Here is a 12,491-nt window from a genome sequence, read left to right as displayed (position 1 = left end):
CCGTCCATCAGCACTTCCGGCTCGACGATTGGCACGATGCCGGCCTCCTGGCAAAGGGCTGCATAGCGGGCGAGCGCATGGGCGTTCGAGTTGATCGAGTTGGCCGAGGGCACGCCCTTGGCCTGGTCGATGTCGATCACCGCGCGCCATTTGGCGAAGCGGGCGCCGAGCTTGTAGTAGTCGGCAAGGCGCTCGCGCAGGCCATCGAGGCCCTCGGTGATGGTGTCGCCGGGAAAGCCGGCCAGCGGCTTGGCGCCGGCATCGACCTTGATGCCGGGGATGGCGCCGGCCGCCTTGATGATGTCGACCAGCGGCGTGCCGTCGGCGGCCTTCTGGTGGATCGTCTCGTCATAGAGGATGACGCCGGAAATGTAGCGGGTCATCGCCTCCCTGGCGCGGAACATCATCTCGCGGTAGTCGCGTCGGCTGTCGGCGGTCGATTCAACGCCAATGACGTCGAAGCGCTTCTTGATGGTGCCGGAACTTTCGTCGGCGGCTAGCAGGCCCTTGCCATCGGCGACGATCGCGGCGGCAATGTCTTCGAGACGTTCGCTCATTGTTGCTTCTCCTGAAGGGGTTCGTTCCGCGCTTAACGGAAGTCTACCGCCAAAGGAATGGCATCGGAAAGCGCGAATCGATTGAAAGCTGCTGGCGCCCTTGTTCGCTCTCCGAGTGTTGATCGTCAGAGCCTCAGCGCTTCAGCACATCGACGCCTGGCAGCGGCTTGCCCTCCATCCATTCCAGGAAAGCGCCGCCTGCGGTCGAGACATAGGTGAAGTCGTCGGCGACGCCGGCATGGTTGAGCGCCGCCACCGTATCGCCGCCGCCGGCGACCGAGATCAGCTTGCCGGCCTTGGTGCGCGCCGCCGCGTGCTTGGCCGCCGCCACCGTCGCATGGTCGAAGGGCGCGATCTCGAAGGCGCCGAGCGGACCGTTCCAGACCAGTGTCGCGGCGCGGTCGATCCATTCGCCGATGGTCGTCACGGTTTTGGCGCCGACGTCGAGGATCATGCCGTCTGCCGGCACGTCGGAGATGGCGACGGTCTCGCAGGCCGCGCCCGCCTTGAACTCCCTGGCGACGACGCCGTCGACCGGCAGGATGATGGCGCAGCCGGCCTCTGCCGCCTCGATCATGATCTGCTTGGCGGTCGAGGCGAGATCATGCTCGCACAGCGATTTGCCGACATCGGTGCCGCGCGCGGCGAGGAAGGTGTTGGCCATGCCGCCGCCGATGACGAGTGCGTCGACCTTCTTTACCAGGTTCATCAGCAGGTCGATCTTGGTCGAGACCTTGGCGCCGCCGACAATGGCGACGACCGGACGGACCGGTTTTCCCAGACCTTTCTCCAGCGCTTCGAGTTCGGCCTGCATGGTGCGGCCGGCAAAGGCCGGCAACAGATGCGCCAGCCCCTCGGTCGAGGAATGGGCGCGGTGCGCCGCCGAGAAGGCGTCGTTGACGAAGATATCGCCATTGGCGGCGAGCCTTTCGGTGAAGGCCGGATCGTTCTTCTCCTCGGCCTTGTAGAAGCGGGTGTTTTCGAGCAGCAGCACGTCGCCTTTGTTCATGGCGGCGATGGCGCTTCCCGCTACGTCGCCGACGCAGTCGCTGGCGAAGCCGACGGGGCGGCCGAGCACATCTGCCGCCGCCCTGGCGATCGGCTCCAGCGAGAATTCTGGCGAGGGACCGTCCTTGGGCCGTCCGAAATGGGCAAGCAGGATGACCTTGGCGCCCTTGGCCGACAGTTCGGCGATGGTCGGCGCGATGCGTTCGATGCGGGTGGCGTCGGTGACCTTGCCGTCAGAGACGGGCACGTTGAGGTCGACGCGTACCAGCACGCGCTTGCCGCTGATGTTGCCGATATCGTCGAGGGTCTTGAAGGCGGCCATGCGGGTTCCTTTTCGCGAAAAACCGGGGGACCATACCCCGCGCCAACGATGATGCAAGGCTTAGGCTGGGTTCGAACCGAAATTTTGAAAGCGGTACGATTCTGTGCCGGCGGGCGGATGAAGGGCAGCACCCACAATCGAAGTTGTCAGCTCTCGGTCGTTACCTTCTCCGCTGTCGGCTCAGAGGCTGGTTTCTCGTCTGCCCGCGCCTCCGCCATCTGCGTCTCGGTGGGCTTGCGCCAGTTGCGGATGAAGGCGGAGACACGGTCGCCGATCTCGCCGGCGCTGAGGAAAACCGGCACCCGCGCCACCGGCGCGGTCGGCTCGAAGGAAAGGCCGAGGCCTGTGATCTTGCCCTTGTCGTCGACGTCACGAACGATCAGCTCGATCGGGCCGAGCAGCACGCGGTCGGCATATTCGGCATGACCGCCGAGCCGCGCGGTGACCAGCGCGCCGACGGTGAGCTTTTGCTCCGCTTCGGTCAGGCCTGGCGTATAGGCCGCTTCCAGTTCGGCGGCGGAGCGCGCGGGGTCGACAGCGAAAGCACCGAAGAAATCGGCGTCCTCGGGGTCGACCACGGCGCGGCTGGCGAAAAGCTTGTCGAGCAGGCGCGGATAGCGGTCCGGCACGAAGATGTAGACCTGGTCGCCGGCGGCGAGCCGTCCCATGTCCTGGAAGCGCATCGAGCGGCCGTCGCGCAGCACCAGCGAGGGCCGTGCCCAGCGCGGGATGCGTTCGCCGCGCGCCACCGGGCTGCCGTGTGCCACACGATAGGCGAGAAGCTCGTGATGGGCCGAGCCCGGCAATTCCAGCTCGACCTTGTCCAGCGGGCCGAGCCGCGCCGGCACGATGAGACCGAGGCGGCGCGCCAGCGGCCCGACCGTCCAGCCCTGGATGACCAGCGACACCAGAACGATGATGAAGGCGGTGTTGAAGATGACGCGGCCGTTTTCCAGCCCGCCGAGCAGCGGGGTGATGGCGAGCAGGATCGACACCGCGCCGCGCAGGCCGACCCAGGAGACAAAGGCGACTTCGGGGCGCGGCAGACGGAACGGGATCAGGCAGAGCCAGACCGCGATCGGGCGGGCGATGAACATCAGGAACAGGCCGAGCGCTACCGCCGGCACCATGATCGCCGGAAACTGCGACGGCGTCGCGAACAGGCCGAGGATGAGGAACATGATGATCTGCGCCAGCCACGACATGCCGTCCTGGAAACGCTTGAGGATGGTGACGGCGCGGATGTCGGAATTGCCGGCGATGAGGCCGGCGATATAGACCGCCAGGAAGCCCGAGCCGCCAATGGCGCCGGCGGCGGCAAAGACCATCAGCGACAAGGTCAGCACGAAGATCGGCAGTAGGCCGTGGTCGAGGTTGAGCCGGTCGACGAGGCGCACGATGGCGAGGCCGCCAAGCACGCCGACGACGGCGCCGAGACCCATGTTGAGGAGGAAGCCGAGGAACAGGCTGGTGACCAGGACATTGGTCTCTGGGTTGGCGTGGGCGGCGATGATCTCGACCAGCGTGATGGTCAGGAAGATGGCGATCGGGTCGTTGGTGCCGGATTCCACCTCAAGCGTCGAGCGCACGCGCTCGCGAAGGTTGATCTCGCCGGCGCGCAGCAGGAAGAACACGGCCGCTGCATCGGTGGAGGCGACGGCAGCACCGAGAAGGAAGGATTCCAGCCAGGTAAGGTCGAGCAGATAGTGGGCGGCGGCGCCAAACAGGCCGGTGGTCAAAAGCACGCCAAATGTCGCCAGCGACAGAGCCGGTCCCGCCGCCTGCCGCAAGGCGTTGAGCGGCGTGCCGAAACCGGAATCGAACAGGATGACGGCCAGCGCCAATGAGCCGGCAAAATAGGCGATGCGGGCGTTGTCGAACTGGATGCCGAGACCGTCGGTGCCGCTGGCCAGGCCAATGCAGAGAAACAGGAGCAGAAGAGGGGCGCCGAAGCGGAAGGCGATCAGGCTCGAAAACGCGGCGGCGACGACAAGCGCTGTGCCGACCAGCGTAACGAGATAGATCGCATGCTCCATCCTGAAATCAGCCCCTCAAATTCGTCTGTCTCCTGCTTTACGAGAGAGTGGGGCGAAGACGTGACCAGTGCAAGGCGGCAGGGAGGCTTTTTGACCTATGCCGCTGATTTTCGGATGTTTTGGCGCTCAGGACACAAATCGGCAAGGCGCCAGCCGCCCGCATGAAAAACGCCCGGACAAAGCCGGGCGTTCCAGGTTTCGAAAAGAGAGCTTTGCGATCAGGCGATGGTCTTGCCGAAGGCGACCGCGGTATCGCCCATGCGGTTGGAGAAACCCCATTCATTGTCGTACCAGGACAGCACCGAAACGAAGTTGCCGTCCATCACCTTGGTCTGGTCGAGCGCCATGATCGAAGAACGCGGATCGTGGTTGAAATCGATCGAGACGTTCGGGTGATGGGTGACGCCGAGGATGCCCTTGAGCTTGCCGTTGGAGGCGGCGATCACGGCGTCGTTGATCTCCTGCACGGTCGTCGCGCGCTTGGCGATGAACTTGAAGTCGACGACCGAGACGTTCGGGGTCGGCACGCGGATCGAAATGCCGTCGAGCTTGCCCTTGAGGTCGGGCAACACCAGGCCGATCGCCTTGGCGGCACCGGTCGAGGTCGGGATCTGCGACAGGGCCGCGGCGCGGGCGCGGTAGAGATCCTTGTGCATGGTGTCCAGCGTCGGCTGGTCGCCGGTGTAGGAATGGATCGTCGTCATCATGCCCTTTTCGATGCCGACCGTTTCGTGCAGCACTGCTGCCAGCGGCGCCAGGCAGTTGGTGGTGCACGACGCATTCGAGATGACGATGTGGTCCTTGGTCAGTTGGTCGTGGTTGATGCCGTAGACGACGGTGAGGTCGGCGCCCTCGGCCGGGGCCGAAACGACGACGCGCTTGGCGCCGGCGGTCAGATGCGCGGCGGCCTTGTCACGGGCGGTGAAGATGCCGGTGCATTCGAGCGCGATGTCGATGCCGAGTTCCTTCCACGGCAGCTGGGTCGGATCCTTGATCGCGGTGACCTTGAACGTCTCCTTGCCGACGGTGATCTGGTCGCCGGATACCGAGACTTCATGCGGGAAGCGGCCGTGCACGCTGTCATAGCGCAAGAGGTGCGCGTTGGTCTCGACCGGGCCGAGGTCGTTGACGGCGACGACGTCGATGTCCTTGCGGCCGGATTCATGGATGGCGCGCAGGATGTTGCGGCCGATGCGGCCGAATCCGTTGATGGCAACTCTGACGGTCATTATTCTCTCCCTGGGAGCTGTAGGGCAGACGATGGGTCCGCAGTTTCATAGCGGCGGAAGCGGAAAGAATCCAGCCGCAGCGACGTGGATTTAAATCGATTAGGTTGGGCCAGCCCGGCGAAACCGCTTTTCGTGTTTTCGCCGGGCTGGCCAGAATCTTACTTGGCGTGCAAGCGTGCTTCCGCCGCCTTGGCCGCCGCCTCGGCGGTGATGCCGAAATGCGGATAGAGCTGTTCGATGGTGCCCGAGGCGCCGAAACCGGTCATGCCGATGAAGATGCCGTCGCTGCCGATCAGATGGTCCCAGCCCTGGCGAATGCCGGCTTCGATCGCCATCCTGATCGGTGCGTTGCCGATCGTCTTCTTGCGGTAGTCGGCGCTCTGCTGGTCGAACAGCTCGAAGCAAGGCACCGAGACGACGCGGGTCGGGTGGCCGTGCTTTTCGAGGAGGTCACGGGCGCCGAGCGCGATCTCGATCTCTGAGCCGGTGGCGAAGATGGTCACCGCCGCCTCGCCGCTGGCCGCGGCCAGTTCGTAGGCGCCCTGGCTGCTCAGGTTCTTCGCGGAGAATTCGGTGCGTACCGTCGGCAGGTTCTGACGGGTCAGCGCCAGGGTCGACGGCGTCCTTTCCGACTCGAGAGCGATCTGCCAGCATTCGGCGGTTTCCACCGCATCGGCCGGACGGAAGACATTGTGGTTGGGGATGGCGCGCAATGCGGCCAGATGCTCGACCGGCTGGTGGGTCGGGCCGTCTTCGCCCAGACCGATGGAATCATGGGTCATGACGAAGATCGAGCGGATGCCCATCAGCGAGGCCAGCCGCATCGACGGACGCGCATAGTCGGAGAAGCACATAAAGGTGCCGCCATAGGCGATGAGGCCGCCATGCAGCGTCAGGCCGTTGATCGCGGCGGCCATGCCGTGCTCGCGGATGCCGTAGTGGACATAACGCTGGCCATAATCGTCCGGCGTGATGTTCTTGGTCTGGCTGGTCTTGGTGTTGTTGGAGCCGGTCAGGTCGGCGGAACCGCCGATGGTCTCGGGCACGGCGCCGTTGATGACCTCCAGCGCCATCTCGGAAGACTTGCGGGTGGCGACCTTCGGCTTGTCGGTCGACAGCTTCTTCTTATAGTCGGCGATAACAGCGTCGAAATTGGACGGCAGCTTGCCAGCGAGGCGGCGCTCGAACTCGGCCTTCAGTTTGGCGTCGACCTTGGCCAGACGGCCTTCCCAGTCGGTACGTGCCTTAACGCCGGCCTTGCCGGCAGTGCGCCAGGCGTCGAGGATGTCGGCCGGAATCTCGAAGGGCGGCGAATCCCAGTTGAAGAACTTGCGTGCGCCGGCGATCTCGTCGGCGCCGAGCGGCGAACCGTGCGCCTTGTTGGTGCCGGCCTTGGTCGGCGCGCCGAAGCCGATGGTCGTCTTGCAGGCGATCATCGTCGGCTTGTCGGAGTGGCGGGCGGCTTCGATGGCATAGGCGATCGCTTCCGGATCGGTGCCGTCGATGTGGCTGGCATTCCAGCCGGAAGCCTGGAAGCGGGCGACCTGATCGGTGTTGTCGGACAGCGAAACCGGACCATCGATCGAAATGTTGTTGTTGTCCCAGAAGACGATCAGCTTGTTGAGCTTGAGGTGGCCGGCAAGCGCGATGGCTTCCTGGGACACACCTTCCATCAGGCAGCCGTCGCCGGCCAGCACATAGGTGTAGTGGTCGACGAGGTCATTGCCGAAGGCGGCGTTCATGATGCGCTCGCCGAGCGCGAAGCCGACCGAATTGGCCAGACCCTGGCCGAGCGGGCCGGTCGTCGTCTCGATGCCCGTTGCATGGCCGTATTCGGGATGGCCGGCGGTCTTCGAGCCCAGCTGCCGGAAATGCTTGATCTGGTCGATGGTCATATCTTCGTAACCGGTCAGATGCAGCAGCGAATAGAGCAGCATCGAACCATGGCCGGCCGACAGGATGAAGCGGTCGCGATCGGCCCAGTGCGGGGTCTTGGGATCATATTTCAGGAAGCGCGTGAACAGCACCGTGGCGATGTCGGCGCAGCCCATGGGCAGGCCGGGATGGCCGGAATTTGCCTTCTCGACGGCATCCATGGAGAGAAAGCGGATCGCATTGGCCATCCGGTCATGTTGTTCACGCGACGTCATGGTTCCTCCAGAAGTGGGGGTTTGGGGGCTTGGGAGAGCCCTGAAAAGGGTGCGCGACACATAGCAGGCGCGGGCTTTTAGTCAACAAATCGGGCGCACATTTGCCGGTCTTGTGATGCCGGCGGCGGGTCTACATTAGCGTTAGCAGGGGACAGTCGCGAGAGCTTTGTTGACGTTGCCTTCACCCGGTGCCTAATGTTTCCCGGATAACGCATTCTGAACGCGAACGATTCGGTGATGGGCAGGGCACAGGACGAAGCCATGACCGGGGAAGCCACACTCAAGGAAGTCATCGCCAGGCTGGGCAAGGCCATCGAGGGGCTGGAAAACGCCGTCGCGGCCAAGCTCGAGCATGAACGCGATTACTCGGAAGCCGAGGCTGAAGTGCAGCGGATGAATGCCGATCGCTCCCGGCTGGCGCAGGAACTCGACAATTCCGAAGCGCGCGCCGAACGGCTGGAAGACGCCAACAAGGAAGTGTCGCGACGGCTGGTGACCGCCATGGAAACCATCCGCGCTGTGTTGGACAGGTAGGGGGCTGGACAGGTAGGCTCATGGCTCAAGTCACGGTTTCCATCGACGGCAAACAGTATCGGATGGCCTGCGACGAAGGTCAGGAAGACCATCTGATCGACCTTGCCGAACGTTTCGACCGCTATGTCTCGCATCTGAAGGACTCCTTTGGCGAGATCGGGGACCAGCGGCTGACCGTGATGGCCGGCATCATGGTGATGGACGAGCTTTCGGAGCTGCAGAAACGCGTCAAGGGCATGGAAAGCGAAGTGCTGACCTTGCGCAAGACGCGCGACGATGCGCTGACCAAGGCCGACAAGAACGACAGCGTGCTGACCAACGCGCTTGGCGCGCTGGCACAGCGCATGGAAGACCTGACCGTGACGCTGGCGGTCAACAAGACCTGAGGCGGCGCGGTCTCTCCGCCCAGCCAAAAGTCTTTCCTGCGCTTTTGGCTCGACGGCAGCATAAAAATGCTCGCTCCGCCGCCGACAAGAGTTTCAAATTATCTCGCGGTCACGATTTTTGCGCTAAGATGCGGCGATGCCGGAGCGTGGACGTCGTGATGGCGGCATGGTTTGCCGCCCCTCGCTCCTGACAGAATTTGTTGCAGGGGAGATGTGCCATGAGCCTTCGTATCAACGACATTGCGCCGGACTTCAGCGCCGAGACCACGCAAGGGACGATCAAATTCCATGAATGGATCGGCGACGGCTGGGCGATCCTGTTCAGCCATCCGAAGAATTTCACGCCGGTCTGCACGACCGAGCTTGGCACGATGGCCGGGCTGGAAGGCGAGTTCAAGAAGCGCAACGTCAAGATCATCGGTATTTCCGTCGATCCGGTCGCGAGCCATGACAAGTGGCAGGCCGACATCAAGACGGCGACCGGCCACACGATGAACTACCCGCTGATCGGCGACAAGGACCTCAAGGTCGCCAAGCTCTACGACATGCTGCCAGGCGGTGCCGGCGAGACGTCGGAGGGCCGCACACCCGCCGACAACGCCACGGTGCGCTCCGTCTACGTCATCGGACCGGACAAGAAGATCAAACTGGTGCTGACCTACCCGATGACCACGGGCCGCAACTTCGACGAGATCCTGCGGGCGGTCGATTCCATGCAGCTCACCGCCAAGCATCAGGTGGCGACGCCGGCAAACTGGAAGCAAGGCGAGGACGTCATCATCACCGCCGCCGTCTCCAACGAGGATGCGATCAAGCGCTTCGGCGCCTACGAGACCATCCTGCCGTATCTCAGGAAGACCAAGCAGCCCTCCGCCTGACCCCCGGGCGCTTTGGAACGGTTTTTGGCTTTCCCGTCGCCGCGAGCGAAATGATGCTTGACTGAGGCATCCGAGAGGACAACCATACTCCTCTCGGATGTCGTCAGAGAAAATCATTCCTGCCGGCTAAAGGTGGTGGGGAAGCCAAAATTGGACGTAGCTTTGGCCAGACCGCAGGTCAGCGGCTTCTATGACAAGCCGACCGGGGCCATTCAGTACGTCGTCGCCGACCAGGCGACGAAACGTTGCGCCATCATCGATCCGATCCTCGATTTCGACGAGAAATCCGGCGCCACGGCAACGAAGAATGCCGACGCCCTGCTCGACTTCATCCGGGAAAACGGGCTGGAGCTGGAGTGGATCCTCGACACCCATCCGCACGCCGATCATTTCTCGGCGGCGCATTACCTGAGTGAGAAGACCGGAGCGCCGACAGCGATCGGCGACAGGGTCGTCGACGTCCAGAAACTGTGGAAGGCAATCTACAATTGGCCGGATTTTCCCGCCGACGGTTCGCAGTGGGACAGGCTGTTTGGAGAGGGCGAAACCTTCCAGGTCGGCACGCTTCCAGTCAAAGTGCTGTTCTCACCCGGGCACACGCTGGCCTCGATCACCTATGTGATCGGCGATGCTGCCTTCGTCCACGATACGCTGTTCATGCCCGACAGCGGCACGGCGCGGACTGACTTTCCCGGCGGCAGTGCCGCGCGGCTCTGGCGCTCGATCCAGGACATTCTGGCGTTGCCGGACGAGACACGCGTCTTTGTCGGCCATGACTATCAAGCGGGCGGCCGCGAGCCCTTGTGGGAAAGCACGGTCGCCACACAGAAGGCGTCCAACACCCATCTCGTCGCCGCCCGCAGCGAGGCCGAGTTCGTCGCCCTTCGCGAGGCACGCGACCGGACGCTGCCGATGCCGCGGCTGATCCTGCATGCACTGCAGGTCAACATGAATGGCGGGAGGCTGCCGGAACCCGAGGCGAATGGCCGGCGGTACCTGAAGTTTCCGCTGGATGGGCTTTGAGGGGCTTTGGCGGCCCCGGCGCCTTTCAGAACTTGGGTTCTTCGCCCCGGGAAGCGCCAATCGCGAAGGCAGAACCTCCAAAGAAAAAGGCGGCGCCAGTTTCCTGACGCCGCCTTGATGTTCATTGCCGATGCCGGCTTTACGCCGCGGGCTGGGCCTCGATGGTGCGCAGCGCCTGGGTCTGGCGCTTGGCTGCGGCCTTGACCGCGTCCTGCACCTTCTCGAAGGCGCGCACCTCGATCTGGCGCACGCGCTCGCGGCTGATGTCGAACTCGGACGACAGCTCTTCCAGCGTCAGCGGCTCCTCGGCGAGGCGACGGGCCTCGAAGATGCGCCGCTCGCGCTCGTTGAGCACGGCAAGAGCGCCCGACAGCATGCCGCGCCGGTTTTCCAGCTCGTCCTGTTCGATCAGCATCTCTTCCTGGCTTTCGTGGTCGTCGACCAGCCAGTCCTGCCATTCGCCGGATTCGCCTTCGCTCGCCCGGATGGGGGCGTTGAGCGAGGCGTCGCCGGACAGGCGGCGGTTCATCGACACCACTTCGGCTTCGGAAACGTTCAGCCTGGTGGCGATCTCGGCGATCTGGTCGGGCTTCAAGTCGCCGTCATCCAGTGCCTGGATCTTGCCCTTCACTTTGCGCAGGTTGAAGAACAGGCGCTTCTGGTTGGCGGTCGTGCCCATCTTGACCAGGCTCCACGAGCGCAGGATGTACTCCTGGATCGAGGCCTTGATCCACCACATGGCGTAGGTCGCGAGGCGGAAGCCGCGCTCGGGTTCGAATTTCTTGACGGCCTGCATCAGGCCGACATTGCCTTCAGAGATCACTTCGCCGATCGGCAGGCCGTAGCCGCGATAGCCCATGGCGATCTTGGCGACGAGCCTGAGGTGGCTGGTGACGAGCTTGTGCGCAGCGGAGGTATCTTCATGCTCGGCGTAACGCTTGGCGAGCATGTACTCTTCCTGCGGCTGCAGCATGGGAAAGCGACGGATTTCTTCCAGGTAGCGGCTAAGGCCGCCTTCGCCGGAAACGATACTGGGTAATGACTGGGCCATGATAGCGCCCCCTCTCTATTGGAGTGATGCCCCCGAAACGCGGCGGGCATGTGACGCGAGCACCAAAAGGCTCGCCCGCGACATCGGATCTTATACAGGAACAAAACCAGAAAAGACAGGCATTTGTTCAACACGAAACAGTGTGTCACGCTGAAGTGAACAATGCCGCTCAGGTTTTTCTGTGGCAGGTTCAGAGCTTGCGGAAACCGCCTACGAGTTCCTCCATGTCCCCCGGTATAGGCGCTTCGAACCTCATCGTTAAATGGGTAGCCGGGTGGCGAAATGCAAGGAGCCAGGCATGCAAAGCCTGCCGGGGAAATGCCTTGACCTGACTTTTCAGCGGTTCGGGCAGCCGGTTGGCCTTGGTGCGAAAGGCCTGGCCATAGTCGGGGTCGCCGATCACCGGATGGCCGATATGCGCCATGTGGACACGGATCTGGTGGGTGCGGCCGGTCTCCAGCCGGCATTCGACCAGGCTGGCCGTGGCGAACTCCTGTTGGTTCTCGCCGAAGCGCTCCTGCACGGCGAAATGGGTGACCGCATGGCGGGCGTCGTCGCGTCCTTCGGGCACCACGGCACGGCGCACGCGGTCGGCGGCGCGGCCGAGCGCCGCGTCGACCCTTCCGGTCGGCCTCTGCGGTATACCCCAGACCAGCGCCAGATAGGCGCGCTCCAAGTCGCCGGTTAGGCCGTGATCGGCGAAGGCTTCGGACAGCGACTTGTGGGCGCGGTCGGTCTTGGCGACTACCATGACGCCGCTGGTCTCCTTGTCGAGGCGGTGGACGATGCCCGGCCGGCGCACGCCGCCGATGCCGGAAAGACTGTCGCCGCAATGATGGATCAGCGCGTTGACCAGCGTGCCGGTCCAGTTGCCGGCGCCGGGGTGCACGACAAGCCCCGCCGGCTTGTTGATGACGATCAGCTCGTCATCCTCATAGAGCACATCGAGCGCGATGTTCTCGCCTTGCGGCTCTGCCGGCTCCGGCTCCGGCATGGCGACCGAGACGCTTTCGCCTGGCGTCATCCTGCGTTTGGTCTCGTCGACCGGTTTGCCGTTGACCGAGACCGCGCCCTGCCTGATCAGCATCTGCACGCGGCTGCGCGACATATCCGGGCCGAGGCTCACCGCCAGCCACTGGTCGAGGCGCAGGCCGGCCGCATCCGCGCCCGCCACCAGCACGGTGGGTTCCATGAACTGGTGCTCTATCAATTCAGGGGCCTCTTCGCTATGAGCGCTCATTGAAAAACCGTTCCGGATTATTTGCCATGGCCCGCCCTGACGCCGACGAAAACGAAGAAAAGCCGCTCGACCCCGAG

The 12,491-nt window shown here is 63.7% G+C and carries 11 protein-coding genes; 4 read left to right on the top strand and 7 right to left on the bottom strand.

Annotated features, from left to right (window positions below):
- The 5 genes from EN993_RS21835 to tkt all read right to left on the bottom strand — a co-directional run.
- The coding region (locus tag EN993_RS21835) for a class I fructose-bisphosphate aldolase (RefSeq protein WP_127264796.1) at positions 1-557 on the bottom strand (557 nt) is incomplete at its 3' end.
- Between the two features lie 133 nt (positions 558-690).
- Complete coding sequence (locus tag EN993_RS21830) at positions 691-1,887, bottom strand: phosphoglycerate kinase (RefSeq protein ID WP_127264795.1); 1,197 nt, start codon at positions 1,885-1,887, stop codon at positions 691-693.
- 146 nt (positions 1,888-2,033) lie between these two features.
- Entirely contained in the window at positions 2,034-3,923 is a 1,890-nt protein-coding gene (locus EN993_RS21825; protein ID WP_127264794.1) for a potassium/proton antiporter, read from the bottom strand.
- A 218-nt stretch (positions 3,924-4,141) separates the two neighbouring features.
- On the bottom strand, positions 4,142-5,152 hold the full coding sequence (gap, locus tag EN993_RS21820; protein ID WP_109665044.1) for a type I glyceraldehyde-3-phosphate dehydrogenase: 1,011 nt from the start codon (positions 5,150-5,152) through the stop codon (positions 4,142-4,144).
- A 158-nt stretch (positions 5,153-5,310) separates the two neighbouring features.
- Positions 5,311-7,302, bottom strand: coding sequence for a transketolase (tkt, locus tag EN993_RS21815; RefSeq protein ID WP_109665046.1), 1,992 nt, complete (start codon positions 7,300-7,302; stop codon positions 5,311-5,313).
- Positions 7,303-7,563: 261 nt separating this feature from the next.
- On the opposite strand from tkt, the gene EN993_RS21810 reads away from it, so the two are divergent.
- The 4 genes from EN993_RS21810 to EN993_RS21795 all read left to right on the top strand — a co-directional run bounded on the left by EN993_RS21810 (position 7,564) and on the right by EN993_RS21795 (position 10,123).
- On the top strand, positions 7,564-7,836 hold the full coding sequence (locus EN993_RS21810) for a DUF4164 domain-containing protein (protein WP_013529251.1): 273 nt from the start codon (positions 7,564-7,566) through the stop codon (positions 7,834-7,836).
- Positions 7,837-7,856: 20 nt separating this feature from the next.
- Positions 7,857-8,222: a cell division protein ZapA gene (locus EN993_RS21805; RefSeq protein WP_109665049.1), complete on the top strand. Its 366-nt coding sequence runs from the start codon at positions 7,857-7,859 to the stop codon at positions 8,220-8,222.
- 218 nt (positions 8,223-8,440) lie between these two features.
- On the top strand, positions 8,441-9,100 hold the full coding sequence (locus EN993_RS21800; protein WP_109665052.1) for a peroxiredoxin: 660 nt from the start codon (positions 8,441-8,443) through the stop codon (positions 9,098-9,100).
- 150 nt (positions 9,101-9,250) lie between these two features.
- Positions 9,251-10,123: an MBL fold metallo-hydrolase gene (locus EN993_RS21795; RefSeq protein ID WP_109665055.1), complete on the top strand. Its 873-nt coding sequence runs from the start codon at positions 9,251-9,253 to the stop codon at positions 10,121-10,123.
- Positions 10,124-10,262: 139 nt separating this feature from the next.
- Here EN993_RS21795 and rpoH read toward each other — a convergent pair whose 3' ends face one another.
- A complete protein-coding gene (gene rpoH, locus EN993_RS21790) occupies positions 10,263-11,174 on the bottom strand; it encodes an RNA polymerase sigma factor RpoH (RefSeq protein ID WP_013529255.1) in 912 nt (303 codons plus the stop codon).
- A 190-nt stretch (positions 11,175-11,364) separates the two neighbouring features.
- Entirely contained in the window at positions 11,365-12,414 is a 1,050-nt protein-coding gene (locus EN993_RS21785) for an RluA family pseudouridine synthase (protein WP_127264793.1), read from the bottom strand.
- Positions 12,415-12,491: the final 77 nt, after the last annotated feature.

This window comes from Mesorhizobium sp. M7D.F.Ca.US.004.01.2.1 (genome assembly GCF_003997785.1).
Lineage (GTDB): Bacteria > Pseudomonadota > Alphaproteobacteria > Rhizobiales > Rhizobiaceae > Mesorhizobium > Mesorhizobium loti.
Note: the sequence above shows the minus strand (reverse complement) of the source record. Positions and strands in the feature narration are given on the sequence as shown.